Raw genomic sequence first — 15,369 nt, 5'->3', positions numbered from 1 at the left:
CAGGAGGGTCACCGGGTGAGCCGCAGGTCCCCCTCGTGGCAGTCGGCGCGCACCCGGCCCCCGTCGGGGAAGCCGATCTCCAGGTGCGTGCGCCCCTGTTCGGGCAGCGCGAACTCGGCGACCGAGGCGACGGTCTCGCCGAGGTGGCGCAGGAAGGGGTGGTACCCGAGGTCCTCGCCGACCTCGATGCGGCCCCACTCCCCCATGTCGTAGGGCTCGTGCGGCGACGCGGACTCCACGATCAGGCACTGGTCGGAGCCGGTCGTGATCCGGATGGAGTCGCCGACGCTGTCGATCAGCCAGACGTCGAGCGGGGCCTCGGAGCGCTCGCCGTCGATGACGTGCCAGGACGCGACGACTCGGCTGAGCGTGCGCCCCACGAGACGAGTGGGGTCCGTACCGGCCCCGTGCAGGGGACAGAGCATGGGCGGCCGGGACTCCTCAGATGCTGACGCCGACCGTCACCGGTTCGTTGACCAGGGTGACGCCGAAGGCCGCGTGGACGCCCGCGACGACCTCGCGGGCCAGGGAGAGGAGGTCCTCGGTGGTGGCCTCGCCGCGGTTGGTCAGGGCGAGGGTGTGCTTGGTGGAGATGCGCGCCGGGCCGGTGCCGTAGCCCTTGGTGAAGCCGGCCTTGTCGATCAGCCAGGCCGCGCTGGTCTTCGTACGGCCCTCACCGGCGGGGTAGGCGGGCGGGGTGGTGTCGGCGCCGAGGCGGTCCTGTACGCGGGCGAGGAAGGCCGCGTAGGCCTCGTCGGTCAGGATCGGGTTGTGGAAGAACGAGCCGGCCGACCAGGTGTCGTGGTCGGCGGGGTCGAGGACCATGCCCTTGCCGGCGCGCAGGCGCAGCACGGTCTCGCGGGCGGTGGCGGCCGGGACGCGGTCCCCGGCCTCGACGCCGAGGGCGCGGGCGGTCTCGGGGTACTTGATCGGCGCGGAGAGCCCGCCGGCGTCCTCCAGGGCAAAGCGGACGCGCAGGACGACGTACCGCTCGGGCTGGTCCTTGAAGGTGCTGTTGCGGTACCGGAAGGCGCACTCGGCGGCGCTCAGCGTGACCGTCTCGCCTCGTGTGCGGTCGTAGGCGACGACCTCGGTGATGGTGTCGCAGACCTCTTGGCCGTACGCCCCGACGTTCTGGATCGGGGTCGCACCGGCGGATCCGGGGATTCCGGCGAGGCATTCGATACCGGCCAGGCCCGCCTCGACGGTGCGGGCGACGGCGTCGCTCCAGTTCTCGCCGGCGGCGAGCTCCAGGGTGGTGCCGTCGAGGGTGAAGCCGGTGGTCGCGATGCGCAGGGCGGTGCCCTCGAAGCCCCGGTCGCCGATGACCAGGTTGCTGCCGCCTCCGATGACCAGGAGCGGGGTGCCGCTCTCGTCCGCGGCACGGACGGCGGCGACCACCTCGGCGTCGGTGGTCGCGGTCACCAGGCGACTGGCGGGGCCACCGAGGCGGAAGGTGGTCAGCGGGGCGAGGGGGGCGTCGTGGAGTTCCTGCACGTGGACAAGAGTACGGTCCGTGTCCCTCGCATCCCTGCGGGGCCACGGACCGCGGCTCAGTGGCGCGACTTCTCCTCGGCGAGGCGGCGTTCCGCCTCCTCCCAGCCGATGGGCAGCTCGCAGGCCCGTACGGTCCAGAAGGTGAAGGCCGATTCCTTCATGTACGCGCCGGCGGCGCGGGAACTGGACCGGTGGGGCTCGCTGCCGGCGAATCGGTAGAGCGCGTCCCGGTCCTCCCAGGCGGAGAGGGTCAGGAAGGTGCGGCGCAAGACCCGGGCCCGGAGGGCGGTGCCGTGGGCTCCGGGGGCCTTGCGGATCTGTCCGATGATGCCGGGCGCCTTGAGGAAGAACTTGAACGCTCCGGCGAGGGTCGCGGTCTCGAAGCGGGAGGCCATGACGTAGACCTCGGCGTCGGGGGCGGCCTGGGTGGGCGTGGACCAGGGGATGTCGGGCATGGCGAACTCCTCCGTGTCGTACGACTGCGCGAACAGCAGGGGCCGGTGCGAAAGCTCAGCTTCCGACGGCGATCCCCTCCGGATCCGGGACCCCGGCGGCGGGCAGGGAGCCGGTCACGACCCCCTTCTCGGCCCTGTTCCCGCGCGGCAGGAGCAGGGCGAGGCCGGCGGCCAGGGCCACGGCGGCCGCGCCGATCCACAGGGCCGGGACGGTGCCGTCGGTGAAGGCCTGCGGGGATTCGTATCCGCCCCGGGCGGAGAAGACCGAGGCCAGGACGGCCACGCCGAGGGCTCCGCCGACCTCGCGCAGGGCGTTGTTGGTGCCGGAGGCCTTGCCCTGGTCGGCGGGGGCCACGGTGGACATCAGGACGTTGGCGGCGGGGGCGAAGTAGAGGGCCATCCCGATCCCGCTGAGGATCAGCGCGGGCAGCTGGGCGGCGTAGGAGACGTCGGCGCTCAGGATCGCGGCGAACCAGCCGAGGCCGAGGGCCTGCAGCGCGAGCCCGGCGGCGACGACGGGGCGGCCGCCGATGCGGTCGGAGAGGATGCCGGCGACGGGGGCGACGATCATCGGCATACCGGTCCAGGGGAGCATCCGCAGCCCGGCCTCGGTCGGCGAGTAGCCCGCGACGCCTTGGAGGAACTGGCTGAGCAGGAAGATCGAGCCGAACATGCCCAGGAACATGAGCAGGCTCGCCACATTGATCCCGAGGAAGCCACGACTGCGGAAGAGCCTCATGGGAAGCATGGCGTTCGGGCTCTTGAAGCCGTGAAGAACGAACCCGCACACCAGCACGGTGCCGGCGATCAGGCCCACGAGCACGGGTGCGCTGGTCCACCCCTTGGAGTTGGCGTTGACCAGGCCGTAGACGATGCCGAAGAGCCCACCGCTGACGAGCAGGGTGCCGGGAACGTCGAGACGGGAGCCGGGGGCGGTCGACTCGGCGAGCCGGAGTCGGGCGAGCGGTATCAGCGCGAGCCCGATCGGCACATTGAGCCAGAAGATCCACTGCCAGGAGATGTGCTCGGTGAGGCTGCCGCCGATGAGGGGCCCGCTGGCGACGGCGAGGCCGGTGACGGCGCCGTAGATCCCGAGGGCCATCCCGCGCCGGGCCGCCGGTACGGCGGCGGTGAGCAGGGTCAGGGTGAGCGGCATCATGATCGCGGCGCCGACACCCTGCACGGCACGGGCGGCGATGAGGGCGTCGATCCCGGACGAGAGCGCGGCCGCCGCGGAGGCGCCGGTGAACACCGTGAGCCCCGCGATGAACAGCTTCCGCCGCCCGAACCGGTCCCCGAGGGCGGAGCCGAACAGCAGCAGGACGGCGAAGGTGAGCGTGTAGGCGTTCACCGTCCACTCCAGGTCCTCCAGCTTGCCGCCGAGGTCGGCGCGGATCGCGGGGAGGGCGGTGGTGACGACGAGGTTGTCGAGGGCGGCCATGAAGCCGGCCACCCCGGTGATGACGAGTGCCCAGACGGCGGGCCCCCGGAGTTTGCTGTCTTGCGCGTTCACGCTTCCCCCTACTTGTTAGTTATCAATGACTAACTTCTGCGGCCGCAACCGAGCCACGCCCCGGGGCCGCAGCCCCGGCGCTACGCCTCCAGGCGACCTTTCTCCCGGGCCTCGGGGTACAACCCCTCCCACACCCGGTGCTCGGGCGGGAAGCCCATGGCGGCCAGCGTGTTGATCAACATCCCGTGCGCCATGAAGGTCGTGGCCTCCTTCGCGTCCCAGCCGAAGGGCACGTGGACCGTGTCCCAGAGCTCCATCCATCCCCTGCGCACGAGCTCGCCGAGCTCGTGGTCACCGGCCGCCTCGGCGGCGGCGACGGTGACGTACATCTGGAGCTGCATCTGGAGCTTGTCCGGATCCTCGGCGATGAGCCGGGTGTACGCATTGGCCATGGCCTGCTTGGCCTCCTCCCCCCGCAACCCCTCGGAAGCGGCGGCGAAGACCTCACGGGTGTCGCGCAGGCAACGCTCGGAGGCGGCGAGGAAGATCGCGAGCTTGTTCGGGAAGAGCCGGAAGAGATACGGCTGCGAAACCCCCACCCGCTTGGCGATCGCCTCGGTGGAGGTCCCGTAGTACCCCCCGCGCGCGAACTCGTGCATCGCCGCACGAATGACGCTCTCACGCCGCTCTTCTGCGCTCATCCTTGCCATGAGTCAAAGTTAGTGCTCAATCACTAACTAAGTCAATGGGAGCGAGCGGCAGACAGCGTGGGTGACTCAAGGCCACCGTGAAGGCAGTGATGGCAGGCACCGCACGCGCGTGAAGCCCGTGCGGTGCCCCCGCCCTCAGCCCAGCGCGACCACCGCGCGCGACATGCCCAGGACCTTCTGGCCCGCGCTCGTCGCCGTCAGGTCCACGCGGACCCGGTTGTCGTCGAGCTTCGCCGCGACCTTGGCCGTGACCTCGATCAGCCCGCCCTGGTCGTCGTTCGGGACGACGACCGGCTTCGTGAAGCGCACGCCGTACTCGACGACCGCGCCCGGGTCGCCGACCCAGTCGGTGACCACGCGGATCGCCTCGGCCATGGTGAACATGCCGTGCGCGATCACGTCCGGCAGTCCGACCTCCTTGGCGAACTTCTCGTTCCAGTGGATCGGGTTGAAGTCACCGGAGGCTCCCGCGTACCGCACCAGCGTGGCGCGCGTCACGGGGAAGGAGGCCGCCGGCAGTTCGGTGCCGACCTCGACGTCGTCGTACTGGATCTGCGCTGCCATGTCAGGCCTCCTCGGGGGCGCGGGAGACGAGCTTGGTCCATGCCGTCACCACGTGCTCACCGGTCTCGTCGTGGACCTCGCCACGGATGTCGATGATGTCGTTGCCCGCCATCGACTTCACGGCCTCGATGGTGGAGGTCACCGAGAGGCGGTCGCCGGCGCGCACCGGGCGGGAGTAGGCGAACTTCTGGTCGCCGTGCACGACGCGGCTGTAGTCCAGCCCCAGCTGCGGGTCCTCGATCACCTGGCTCGCCGCGGCGAACGTGATGGCGAACACAAAGGTCGGCGGAGCGATCACATCGGAGTAGCCGTACGCCTTGGCGGCTTCGGGGTCCGTGTAGACGGGATTGGCGTCACCCACCGCGACCGCGAACTCGCGGATCTTCTCCCGGCCGACCTCATACGGATCGGTGGGCGGGTAGCGCCGCCCCACGAAGGACTGGTCGAGAGCCATGACTCACTACCTCCACAAAGAACAGGTGCATCACAAGGACAAGACGGCGTACGGCCGGCGAGCGGCCGAACCGGCCGACGACCGAGACCGCGAACGGCAGACCGCGGACAACCGAGCCGGACGCTCGGAAACGACACGAGGCCGCCCCCGGTTAAGGGGACGACCTCATGACGTTGCCTGTATTTCGAGACGCCTCTGGGGTCAGCGGGTCTCGCGGTGCGCGGTGTGCGAGTTGCAGCGCGGGCAGTGCTTCTTCATCTCCATGCGGTCCGGGTTGTTACGCCGGTTCTTCTTGGTGATGTAGTTCCGCTCCTTGCACTCCACGCAGGCCAGCGTGATCTTCGGGCGGACGTCGGTGGCAGCCACGTGAGTGCTCCTTGACGGATTGGGACGGATGAACGCATAAAAGAGTAGCCGATCGGGAGACCGACCCCGCAATCGGCTACTGGGTGTAGCGGCGACCGGACTTGAACCGGTGACACAGCGATTATGAGCCGCTTGCTCTACCGACTGAGCTACGCCGCTTTGATGTGATCAGCTCCCCACCCGAGGGTGGGGAACCTCTCTCACCAGAGCCCCAATGCGGAATCGAACCGCAGACCTTCTCCTTACCATGGAGACGCTCTACCGACTGAGCTATTGGGGCGAGCGATGAAGACATTACACGGTTGCCCGCCCATCGCCCAAATCCTTTGCGGGAACAGGGCTCCGAGGGGGTCCGGCCACCTTTCTCGATCGCCCCCGGGGCCACCCCACCCCCCATTTCCGCCCCGAATGTGTCCGAGGTCACCCCGACCCACCACAGCGCCCGGTCGACCGCCCCCGCACCGGCCGCTCCCCCACGCACCGGGCCACCCCCGCACCACACCGGTACGACTATTGCGCTCTTCCCTGAAGCGAGGTGCCCCGCACCCTAGGCTCTGAGCACGCTGCGTGATCTTGGGCCACGGATCTCGAGCCCGGTCCCCGAGTCCGAGCCCGGTCCCCGAGCCGCCGGCCACAGGCCTCAGGCCTCAGGCCCCGGCCGAAGGCCCAGGAACCGCCCGAGCCACCGCAGGAGCGCGATGTCCGACAGCCCGCCGCAGCAGCCGTCCCACTCCCCGCGCAACGGCCGCGGGGAGAGCGGCGGTCTCGGTAACGCGGCCGCCGCCGAAGCCACCACCCTGCTGCTCGCGGGGGCCCGCCTCACCGATGGCCGGACCGTCGACGTCCGCCTCGGCGGCGGCCGCATCCAGGCCGTCGGCACGGCGGGCAGCCTGCCTTCCCCCGCCCTGTCCCGGGTGGACCTCAGCGGCTATCTGCTGCTCCCCGCCCCCGCCGAACCACACGCCCACGGGGACACCGCCCTGACCGCGGACGGCGAGGGACCCGTGTCCTACACGCCCGACGAGGTCCAGCGGCGGGCCACCGAGGCCGCCCTGCTCCAGCTCGGCCACGGCGCCACCGCGGTGCGCTCGCACGTGCGGATCGGCGACGTCCACGGCCTCGGCCCGCTGGAGGCCGTGCTCCAGGCCCGCCGCTCCCTGCGCGGCCTCGCCGACCTGACCGCCGTGGCCGTACCCCGGCTGCTGACCGGGGTGGCCGGCGCGGACGGGCTCGCCATGCTGCGGGACGCGGTCAAGATGGGCGCCTCGGTGATCGGCGGCTGCCCCGACCTGGACCCCGACCCGACCGGCTTCCTCGAAGCCGTCCTCGATCTCGCCGGCGAGCACGGCTGCCCCGTGGACCTGCACACGGACGGTGACGACCCGGCCCGCCTCTCCCGGCTCGCGGCCATGGCCGGCGGACTGCGCCCCGGGGTGACGATCGGCCCCTGCGGCGGCCTGTCCCGACTCCCGCTCGACGCGGCGACCCGCGCCGCCGATCAGCTGGCCGCGGCCGGCGTACGGGTGACCTGCCTCCCCCAGGGCGACTGCGCGGCCCTGGAACGCCGCGGGCTGCGCACCGCGCCCGTGCGGCTGCTGCGGGCCGCCGGGGTGCGGGTCTCGGCCGGCAGCGGGGCGCTGCGGGACGCCGGGAACCCCGTCGGCCGGGGCGACCCGCTGGAGGCCGCGTACCTGCTGGCCTCCCAGGGCGGCCTGCGGGCCGCGGAGGCCTACGACTCGGTCAGCGCCTGCGCCCGCGAGGCGATGGGCCTGCCGGAGGTGCGGGTGGAGGCAGGGTTCCCGGCGGAACTGCTCGCCGTGCGCGGGGACCGGATCGCGGGCGTCCTGTCCCTCGCGTACAGCCGCATCGTGATCCACCGCGGGCGCGTCGTAGCCCGTACGAGTGCCGTACGGGAGTACTGCGACTCCGCCGTCGCGGTCGCCCTGGACCTGCCCCGACAGGGCCGTACGGAGCCCGGACCCTGAGCTTTCCCGCGCCGTCGCGGGCGGGGGCGCCCGGCTCGTCGTACGGTCGGGACATGCGCATCGTCATCGCGGGTGGACACGGTCAGATCGCGCTGCGGCTGGAGCGCCTGCTCGCCGCGGGCGGGTACGAGGTGGCGGGGATCATCCGCGACCCGGCGCAGGGCAACGACCTCAGGGAGGCGGGCGCCGAACCGGTGCTGTGCGATCTGGAGTCGGCGTCGGTCGAGCACGTGGCCGGGATCCTGCACGGCGCGGACGCGGCGGTGTTCGCGGCCGGCGCCGGTCCCGGCAGCGGCATCGAGCGCAAGGACACCGTGGACCGGGCCGCGGCGGTGCTCTTCGCCGACGCGGCCGAACGGGCGGGCGTGCGCCGCTTCCTGATCGTCTCTTCGATGGGCGCCGACGCGTGGCACGAGGGTGACGACGTCTTCGACGCCTACCTGCGGGCCAAGGGCGAGGCCGACGACCACGTCCGTACCCGCCTGGGCCTGGAATGGACGGTGCTGCGCCCCGGCTCGCTCGTCGACGACGCCGGTACGGGCCTGGTCCGTCTGGAGGCGCAGACGGGCCCTGGGACGGTCCCCCGGGACGATGTGGCGGCGGTGCTGGCCGAGCTGATCGAGACTCCGGCGACCGCGGGCCTGACGCTGGAGCTGACCTCCGGCTCGACGCCGGTGGCGGTGGCCGTCAAGGACGTGGCGGGCAACTGAGCACCCGCCACCCGTCCCGTCCGGCGGCTCAGAACTCGGCGTTCACCTTGTCGTCCGACCGCCCGACCGAGTCCTGCCGGAACTGGTCCTCGTAGGCCTTCCGGATCCGCTCGACGCGCGCGTTCCGCTCCTTGGCCTCCTTCTCGGGGTACAGCAGCACCACCTCGTAGGAGGTCTCGCGGACGGCCTTGCCGTCGCTGCCCCGCCATTGGCCGTACCCGTCGTGGACGGTCAGCCCCTCGGGGAAGGCTGGGGTGATCTCCCGGTCCAGGAACCGCATGAACTCCCGCTCCCCGACCGGGCCCTGTCCGTCGGGGCGCGCGGTGCCGAAGTAGAGCCTGGTCTCCTGGTACGGCTTTCCCACGTGGGTGTCGAGCGCCGCCCCCACCAGTGTCGGGAGGCCGGCTCCCAGCAGGGCGATGAGGACCCCGCCGCCGATCTTCCCCCGTGTGTCAGATGTCCATTTCACCCTTGGTGAACGACGGCGCCGGCGCGACGATGCGGTCGGTGACGGGCGGTCCGGACGAAATGCGAAGAAGACCCCCGTTACGAGTAACGGGGGTCTCTCTCGCGTGGCGGCGCCAGGGTTCGAACCTGGGTAGGCTGAGCCGGCAGATTTACAGTCTGCTCCCTTTGGCCACTCGGGCACACCGCCAAGATTTGCTGCCATTTTTTCCGCCTTCCGGCGGCGCTCCCTGGCAACGACGTAAACGATACCTGATGACCGGGGGTGCTTCGCCACCGGATTGATCAGCACCTGGGGTGAGTGCGGTGGCTAGGCTTTGCGGAGCGGGCCGGGGACGTCCGGCCGCGCCCTCCGGGGCCGCCACAACCGACTTCAAGGAGCCACAGCACATGGCCGACTCCAGTTTCGACATCGTCTCGAAGGTCGAGCGGCAGGAGGTCGACAACGCCCTCAACCAGGCCGCCAAGGAACTCTCCCAGCGCTACGACTTCAAGGGCACCGGCGCCACGATCGCCTGGTCCGGCGAGAAGATCCTGATGGAGGCGAACTCCGAGGAGCGCGTGAAGGCCGTCCTGGACGTCTTCGAGACCAAGCTGGTCAAGCGCGGCATCTCGCTGAAGGCGCTGGACGCCGGCGAGCCCCAGCTGTCGGGCAAGGAGTACAAGATCTTCGCCTCGATCGAGGAGGGCATCTCCCAGGAGAACGCCAAGAAGGTCGCGAAGATCATCCGGGACGAGGGCCCCAAGGGCGTCAAGGCCCAGGTGCAGGGCGACGAGCTGCGCGTCAGCTCCAAGAGCCGTGACGACCTGCAGGCCGTCCAGGCGCTCCTCAAGGGCAAGGACCTGGACTTCGCGATCCAGTTCGTGAACTACCGCTGACCCGTATCGGCGGCCTGCCTCCACGCGGCCCGGTGGTCCTCACGGACCGCCGGGCCGCGGCGTTGCGGGGGCCCTCGGGAGTGTGTGCGGGGCGTGTGCGGCGCACGCGCCACCGAGGGCTTCCGTGGCCACTTGGGCGGAGGTGAGTGCGCCCACCACGCTGGGTGACATCCATCACCGCGTGGCAGGGGGTTCTCACATGCCTGGGGCCGGCACGTTTCGCGAGGACTTCGGGGCGTCCGTGGTCGTCGCACTGGTCGCCCTCCCCCTGTGCGTGGGGGTGGCCGTCGCATCGGGGGTGCCGGCCGAGCTGGGGATCGTCACCGGGGTGGTCGGCGGGCTGGTCACCGGGTGGTTCCGCGGGAGCTCCCTCCAGGTGAGCGGGCCCGCGGCGGGGCTCACCGTGCTCGTCTTCGAGGCGGTGCGGTCCTACGGCCTGCCCGCGCTCGGGGTGTTGGTGCTGGCCGCCGGGGTCGTGCAGCTGGGCATGGGGGCGCTGCGGCTCGGACGGTGGTTCCGGGCGATCTCGGTCGCCGTCGTACACGGGATGCTGGCCGGGATCGGGCTCGTGCTGATCTCGGGGCAGTTGTACGCGCTGGGCGGGGTGGAGGCTCCCGGGCACACCCTGGCGAAGCTGGCCGGGGTGCACGAGCTCGGCGCCCGGGCCGACTGGGCGGCAGTGGCGCTCGGGGCGGGGACCATCGCCGTGATGGCCGCCTGGCGGCGGATGCCCGCCCGGTGGCGGCTCGTGCCGGGAGCGCTCGTCGGGGTGGCGGCCGCCACCGCCGCGGCAGCGCTCCTGCGGCTGCCCGTGGAACGCGTACGGGTCACGGGGGTGCTGGACGCGGTGGCCCTGCCGGGGCCGGGCGACTTCGGGGTGCTGGCCTCGGCCGGGGCGCTGGGGACGGTGGTCGCGCTCGCGCTGATCGCCTCCGCCGAAACCCTGTTCAGCGCGGCCGCCGTCGACCGGATGCACGGCGGGCCCAAGACGGACTACGACCGGGAACTGGTCGCCCAGGGCTTCGGGAACGCCGTGTGCGGGCTGCTCGGGTCCCTGCCGATGACCGCGGTGATCGTGCGCAGTGCGGCGAACGTGGAGGCCGGGGCCCGCACCCGGGCGGCCAGGGTGCTGCACGGGGGCTGGTTGCTGCTCTTCGCCGTCGCCTTTCCCCAGGTGCTGGAGGTGGTGCCGCTCGCCGCACTGGCCGGGGTGTTGCTGCACGCGGGCTGGAAGCTGCTGCCCGCCCGGGCGGTGTACGCGTTGTGGCGGACACACCGGGGTGAGGCGGTGGTGCTGGTGGTCACGGCCACCGCGATCGTGGTCACCAACCTCTTCGAGGGGGTGCTGGTGGGGCTGGGGCTCGCCATCGCCAAGGCGGCCTGGGAGACCTCCCACGTGCACGTCGAGCAGGTGCGGGAAGAGACCGGGTTGTGCGTCCGGGTGGTGGGGAACGCCAGTTTCCTGCGGCTGCCGAAGCTGCTCGACGCGCTGGACGCGCTGCCGCCCGGCGAGCCGGTGCGGCTCGATCTGAGCGGGCTGCGCCACCTCGACCACGCCTGTCTGACGGCCCTCGAAGGGTGGGAGCGGGAGCGGACGCCACTCCCCGGCCGTGAAGGCGTCATCTGGCCCGGTTAGCCTCCGCCCGTGACAGACGAGTTGAAGCGCACCCTGGGAGTCTCCGACGCCGTCGTCGTCGGACTCGGCGCGATGATCGGCGCCGGCATCTTCGCCGCCCTCGCCCCGGCGGCCCGGGCGGCGGGAGGCGCGCTCCTCGCCGCCCTCGCGGTGGCGGCCGTCGTCGCCTACTGCAACGCCCACTCCTCGGCGCGGCTCGCCGCCCGGTACCCGGCCTCCGGCGGCACGTACGTCTACGGGCGCGAACGCCTCGGGCCCTTCTGGGGGTACCTGGCCGGGTGGGGCTTCGTGATCGGCAAGACCGCCTCGTGCGCGGCGATGGCGCTGACGGTCGGCGCGTACGTCTGGCCGGGGCGGCAGCACGCCGTGGCCGTCGCGGCGGTCGTGGCGCTGACCGCCGCGAGCTACGGCGGAGTGCAGAAGTCCGCCCGCCTGGCCCGGCTGATCGTGGCGGCGGTACTGGCGGTGTTGGCCGCCGTGGTGGTGGCGTGCCTGACCTCGGACGCCGCCGAGGCTGGGCGGCTGGGCGGCGCGGACTGGGGCGCGGTGGGGCTGTTGCAGGGCGCCGGGCTGCTGTTCTTCGCCTTCGCGGGCTACGCGCGGATCACCACCCTGGGCGAGGAGGTGCGCGACCCGGAGCGGACGATCCCGCGGGCGGTGCCGCTCGCGCTGGGGATCGCGCTGCTGGTGTACGCGGCCGTGGCGGTGGCCGCGCTGTCGGTGCTCGGTGCCGACCGGCTGGCGAGCTCGGCGGCCCCGCTCGCCGATGCGGTCCGGGCGGCCGGCGTGCCCGTGCTGGTCCCGGTCGTCCGGGTGGGTGCGGCTCTGGCGGCGCTGGGCTCTCTGCTGGCGCTGGTGCTCGGGGTTTCGCGGACCACGCTGGCGATGGCCCGGGACGGCCATCTCCCGCGCGCGCTGGCCGCCGTACATCCCCGGCACCAGGTACCGCACCATGCGGAGCTGGCGGTGGGTGCGGTCGTGGCGGTGCTCGCGGCCACCGCCGATCTGCGGGGGGCGATCGGTTTCTCCTCCTTCGGAGTGCTGGCCTATTACGCGATCGCGAACGCTTCTGCCTGGACTCTCGATTCAGGTGTCAAGGGTCGGGCCGTGGCAGTCGTCGGGCTGTCCGGCTGTGTGGTGCTGGCCTGCGCGCTGCCCCTCGCGGCGGCGGTTTCGGGGGCGGCGGTTCTGGCCGTCGGAGCGCTGGCCTACGGGGTGCGCCGGCGGTTCAGATCCGGGATCTGAACTCGGGCCAGGGGGCGGGCTCCAAGTCGAACTCCTCCCCCGGGCCGGACTCGTCGCAGAACCAGGCGGTGCCGTCGAGCCAGCCGCGGAGCCAGCCGGCCAGGCTCGGGGTGTCGATGCTCCAGGCGAGGTCCGGTTCCCCGAGATTCGGGTCGAACAGGAGCACTTGGGCGGTTTCCGAACGGCAGTCGACGCAGGCGTACGTGTCGCAGCCGAAGTCGGCCATCGGCAGCACGCCCTCGGGCCAACGCCATCCCGATGCGCGGCGGGCCGCATATGTCTCCAGGGCCTGACGCAGCGGCAGGAGGCCGCGCCCGGGGCCGAATCCGCCGTCGCCCACCCGGGCATGGAGCTCGGCGAACAGGGGCGGCAGGGCGACGCCGAGTATGTCTTCGGCCCGGGCGATCTCTCCGGCGGCGAGCGGCTTCGGCAGGGGCGCTCCACACCCCTGCGCGGAGTCGCGCACACGGCTTGCGACTTGCTCCAGCAACTGCTCGGTCTCGTTCATGCGTTCATGGTGACGCACACCACCGACAGCCGCCCGACCCTGTGGACAACTCTCAGGCCAGGACGACGTCGACCCCCTCTTCCCGGAGGAAGCCGAGGAGTTCCTCGAAGGTGGCGGGGCGCCACATGAGGGGTTGTACGCCGAGGCAGCGGCGGGCCACTTCGTGGTCGTGCCAGATGAGCGTGAAGGGCTTCGTCGCGCCGAAGTTTCCGCAGAGGGCGTCCGCGACGCCGTCCAGGGAGCGCCCGAAGTATCCGCCGGGGCCGTTGATCGCCTCGCCCAGGGCGCAGAGGAAGCCCTCTTCATCGGTGACGTGCCGTCCGTCGAGGCGGTAGGTGTGCCCGGCCGCCCGGTCCACGCCCCACTTCTGGTGGTCGAGGGCGGGCCCCAGCCAGTGGTCCCGGCCGGTGCGGTCGAACGGTGCCCACAGGTTGGGGGTGACAGGTATGCCGTGCCACCACAGCGGCCAGATCCCGGTGGCGACGGACGGCTGGGGGGCCGTGTGGACGGTCAGGTCGTAGAGGCCCGGACCGCGGGCGGAGGGCTGCCAGTCGACGATGTCGGGGTGCCCGGCGCGGGCGAGGATCTCCCCGGACGCGTCCAGCGCGTCGAGGTGCCGGTAGCCGAGGCGCCGCTTCTTCCGGCGCTCCAGCACGTCCAGCAGCGGGCCCTGCACCGCGCACCCGAGCAGGCGTACGGAGTGGGGTGGCGGATCTTCCGCGGGCAGAACCTCGGCGAGGTCCCTGCAATGGCCCAAGAGCCCGCCCTGGGCGTCCACCAGGCCGAAGCCCACGGACAGGGGGACTCGTTCGGGGTAGTCCGGCTGCTGGTCGCTCCGCACGGCCTCGACGGTCACGTCCAGCCTCGACAGGTCCCGGGCGCACACGCGGGTGGCGAGGATTCGGGCGTCCTCCAGGTGCCACTCCCCCCGGGCCTCGCCGTTCTTGTCGAGCAGCGTGAGCGCCAGGAATCCGAGGGCGGACGGCACGTCCCCCTCGAAGGCGCAGCCGAGCAGCTCGTAGCGCCTGCGGACGGGCGCCGGCGGGTCGGCGAAGAGGTTCTCCGCGGCCTCGCACAGCGCCCACAGCTGCTCGTCCTCGTGGTCTTCGTCCTCGCCCCACAGGGCGAATCCGAATTCCGGGGTCACCGGGAGGCGAACGGCGCGTCCGTCGGGACGATTTCGCGACCCAGCGGGAGCAGGGAGAGCGGGACCATCTTGAAGTTGGCGATGCCGAACGGGATGCCGATGATCGTGACGCACAGGGCGAGGCCGGTGACGATGTGGCCGATGGCCAGCCACCAGCCGGCCAGGACCAGCCACAGGACGTTTCCGATGCAGGACGCGGCGCCCGCGTCGCGGCGCTCGACCGTGGTGTAGCCGAAGGGCCAGAGGGCGTACACGGCGATGCGGAAGGCGGCGATGCCGAAGGGGATGCCGATGATGGTGATGCAGAGGATCACGCCGGCGAGGCAGTAACCGAGGAACAGCCAGACGCCGCTGAGGACGAGCCAGATGATGTTCAGGATTGTCTTCACTGCGAACGGCCTGCCATCTGTTCGAGCCGGGCGATGCGCTCGGCCATCGGAGGGTGTGTCGAGAACATCTTGGTCAATCCCTGACCCGGGCGGAAGGGATTGGCGATCATCATGTGGCTCGCCGTCTCCAGCCGGGGCTCGGGAGGCAGCGGAAGCTGCTTGGTGCCGGCGTCGAGCTTGCGCAGCGCACTGGCCAGGGCCAGCGGATCGCCCGTCAGCTGGGCGCCCGAGGCGTCGGCCTCGTACTCGCGCGAGCGGCTGATGGCCAGCTGGATCACGGAGGCGGCCAGCGGGCCGAGGATCATGACGAGCAGCATGCCGATGAGGCCGGGCCCCTCGTCGTCGTTGGAGCGGCCCACGGGTATCAGCCAGGCGAAATTCACCAGGAACATGATCACGGAGGCGAGCGCTCCGGCGACCGACGCGATCAGGATGTCGCGGTTGTAGACGTGGCTGAGCTCGTGGCCGATGACTCCGCGCAGCTCTCGCTCGTCGAGGATCCGCAGGATGCCCTCGGTGCAGCAGACCGCGGCGTTGCGCGGGTTCCGGCCGGTGGCGAAGGCGTTGGGGGCTTCGGTGGGCGAGATGTAGAGGCGGGGCATCGGCTGGCGCGCGGACGTGGAGAGTTCGCGCACCATGCGGTACAGCTCGGGGGCCTCGAACTCGCTGACGGGGCGGGCCCGCATCGCGCGCAGGGCGAGCTTGTCGCTGTTCCAGTACGCGTACGCGTTCGTCCCGAGGGCGACGAGGACGGCGATGATGAGGCCGCCCCGCCCGAAGAAACTGCCGATGACGATGATGAGTGCGGACAGCCCGCCGAGGAGTACGGCGGTCTTCAGCCCGTTGTGCCGGCGGTGCACGGTACGCCCTCCTAGTGGTGCGGCAGGGAGCCCCCGTCCTGGACTG

18 protein-coding genes and 3 tRNA genes are annotated in these 15,369 nt (G+C 71.7%); 5 read left to right on the top strand and 16 right to left on the bottom strand.

Annotated elements, in window-relative coordinates; translation table 11 throughout:
• Positions 1–8: 8 nt before the first annotated feature.
• From ACFYZL_RS01490 to ACFYZL_RS01445, 10 genes are all read right to left on the bottom strand, one after another.
• A complete protein-coding gene (locus ACFYZL_RS01490) occupies positions 9–425 on the bottom strand; it encodes a hypothetical protein (protein ID WP_384754617.1) in 417 nt (138 codons plus the stop codon).
• A gap of 16 nt (positions 426–441) precedes the next feature.
• Positions 442–1,557: a UDP-N-acetylmuramate dehydrogenase gene (locus ACFYZL_RS01485; protein ID WP_384754621.1), complete on the bottom strand. Its 1,116-nt coding sequence runs from the start codon at positions 1,555–1,557 to the stop codon at positions 442–444.
• On the bottom strand, positions 1,554–1,952 hold the full coding sequence (locus ACFYZL_RS01480; protein ID WP_384754614.1) for a DUF3291 domain-containing protein: 399 nt from the start codon (positions 1,950–1,952) through the stop codon (positions 1,554–1,556). The genes ACFYZL_RS01485 and ACFYZL_RS01480 overlap by 4 nt, the downstream gene beginning before the upstream one ends.
• A gap of 55 nt (positions 1,953–2,007) precedes the next feature.
• Entirely contained in the window at positions 2,008–3,465 is a 1,458-nt protein-coding gene (locus ACFYZL_RS01475; RefSeq protein WP_388675152.1) for a DHA2 family efflux MFS transporter permease subunit, read from the bottom strand.
• Positions 3,466–3,545: 80 nt separating this feature from the next.
• Complete coding sequence (locus tag ACFYZL_RS01470; protein WP_384754609.1) at positions 3,546–4,115, bottom strand: TetR/AcrR family transcriptional regulator; 570 nt, start codon at positions 4,113–4,115, stop codon at positions 3,546–3,548.
• A 135-nt stretch (positions 4,116–4,250) separates the two neighbouring features.
• The gene (locus tag ACFYZL_RS01465; protein ID WP_384590689.1) at positions 4,251–4,679 is read right to left on the bottom strand and encodes a MaoC family dehydratase; all 429 of its coding nucleotides are present in this window, start codon (positions 4,677–4,679) and stop codon (positions 4,251–4,253) included.
• Position 4,680: 1 nt separating this feature from the next.
• Positions 4,681–5,133 carry a MaoC family dehydratase N-terminal domain-containing protein gene (locus ACFYZL_RS01460; protein ID WP_388675148.1) on the bottom strand — a complete coding sequence of 151 codons (453 nt, stop codon included), beginning with the start codon at positions 5,131–5,133 and terminating at the stop codon, positions 4,681–4,683.
• 201 nt (positions 5,134–5,334) lie between these two features.
• On the bottom strand, positions 5,335–5,499 hold the full coding sequence (gene rpmG / locus ACFYZL_RS01455; protein WP_007265873.1) for a 50S ribosomal protein L33: 165 nt from the start codon (positions 5,497–5,499) through the stop codon (positions 5,335–5,337).
• A gap of 86 nt (positions 5,500–5,585) precedes the next feature.
• A tRNA-Met gene (locus ACFYZL_RS01450) sits at positions 5,586–5,658 on the bottom strand.
• Between the two features lie 48 nt (positions 5,659–5,706).
• Positions 5,707–5,779, bottom strand: a tRNA-Thr gene (locus tag ACFYZL_RS01445).
• A 418-nt stretch (positions 5,780–6,197) separates the two neighbouring features.
• On the opposite strand from ACFYZL_RS01445, the gene ACFYZL_RS01440 reads away from it, so the two are divergent.
• Together ACFYZL_RS01440 and ACFYZL_RS01435 are read left to right on the top strand one after the other, a co-directional pair.
• Positions 6,198–7,484: an amidohydrolase family protein gene (locus tag ACFYZL_RS01440; protein ID WP_388675145.1), complete on the top strand. Its 1,287-nt coding sequence runs from the start codon at positions 6,198–6,200 to the stop codon at positions 7,482–7,484.
• 53 nt (positions 7,485–7,537) lie between these two features.
• Complete coding sequence (locus ACFYZL_RS01435) at positions 7,538–8,194, top strand: SDR family oxidoreductase (protein WP_384754602.1); 657 nt, start codon at positions 7,538–7,540, stop codon at positions 8,192–8,194.
• 28 nt (positions 8,195–8,222) lie between these two features.
• On the opposite strand, the gene ACFYZL_RS01430 is transcribed toward ACFYZL_RS01435, so the two are convergent.
• Positions 8,223–8,663 (bottom strand): DUF3574 domain-containing protein, encoded by a 441-nt coding sequence (locus ACFYZL_RS01430; protein ID WP_384754599.1) that lies wholly within the window; start codon positions 8,661–8,663, stop codon positions 8,223–8,225.
• A 104-nt stretch (positions 8,664–8,767) separates the two neighbouring features.
• A tRNA-Tyr gene (locus ACFYZL_RS01425) sits at positions 8,768–8,849 on the bottom strand.
• A gap of 200 nt (positions 8,850–9,049) precedes the next feature.
• On the opposite strand from ACFYZL_RS01425, the gene ACFYZL_RS01420 reads away from it, so the two are divergent.
• The 3 genes from ACFYZL_RS01420 to ACFYZL_RS01410 all read left to right on the top strand — a co-directional run bounded on the left by ACFYZL_RS01420 (position 9,050) and on the right by ACFYZL_RS01410 (position 12,419).
• Complete coding sequence (locus ACFYZL_RS01420; RefSeq protein WP_150209206.1) at positions 9,050–9,538, top strand: YajQ family cyclic di-GMP-binding protein; 489 nt, start codon at positions 9,050–9,052, stop codon at positions 9,536–9,538.
• 199 nt (positions 9,539–9,737) lie between these two features.
• On the top strand, positions 9,738–11,174 hold the full coding sequence (locus ACFYZL_RS01415; RefSeq protein ID WP_384754596.1) for a SulP family inorganic anion transporter: 1,437 nt from the start codon (positions 9,738–9,740) through the stop codon (positions 11,172–11,174).
• A 9-nt stretch (positions 11,175–11,183) separates the two neighbouring features.
• Positions 11,184–12,419 carry an APC family permease gene (locus ACFYZL_RS01410; protein WP_384754593.1) on the top strand — a complete coding sequence of 412 codons (1,236 nt, stop codon included), beginning with the start codon at positions 11,184–11,186 and terminating at the stop codon, positions 12,417–12,419.
• Here the strand turns inward: ACFYZL_RS01410 and ACFYZL_RS01405 are convergent.
• Genes ACFYZL_RS01405 through htpX form a run of 4 tightly spaced genes read right to left on the bottom strand, consistent with a single transcriptional unit; the run spans position 12,403 to position 15,323 of the window.
• On the bottom strand, positions 12,403–12,927 hold the full coding sequence (locus tag ACFYZL_RS01405) for an SMI1/KNR4 family protein (RefSeq protein ID WP_384754590.1): 525 nt from the start codon (positions 12,925–12,927) through the stop codon (positions 12,403–12,405). The two genes, ACFYZL_RS01410 and ACFYZL_RS01405, sit on opposite strands and share 17 nt — an antisense overlap.
• A gap of 52 nt (positions 12,928–12,979) precedes the next feature.
• Complete coding sequence (locus tag ACFYZL_RS01400) at positions 12,980–14,074, bottom strand: barstar family protein (RefSeq protein ID WP_388675138.1); 1,095 nt, start codon at positions 14,072–14,074, stop codon at positions 12,980–12,982.
• Positions 14,071–14,463, bottom strand: coding sequence for a YccF domain-containing protein (locus ACFYZL_RS01395; RefSeq protein WP_384590665.1), 393 nt, complete (start codon positions 14,461–14,463; stop codon positions 14,071–14,073). Before ACFYZL_RS01395 ends, ACFYZL_RS01400 begins: the two co-directional genes overlap by 4 nt.
• Entirely contained in the window at positions 14,460–15,323 is an 864-nt protein-coding gene (gene htpX / locus ACFYZL_RS01390) for a zinc metalloprotease HtpX (RefSeq protein WP_384590662.1), read from the bottom strand. The genes ACFYZL_RS01395 and htpX overlap by 4 nt, the downstream gene beginning before the upstream one ends.
• Positions 15,324–15,369 lie beyond the last annotated feature (46 nt).

Source organism: Streptomyces sp. NPDC001717, assembly GCF_042892775.1.
Classification (GTDB): Bacteria; Actinomycetota; Actinomycetes; order Streptomycetales; family Streptomycetaceae; genus Streptomyces.
This window is presented reverse-complemented; position numbering and strand designations above follow the sequence as displayed.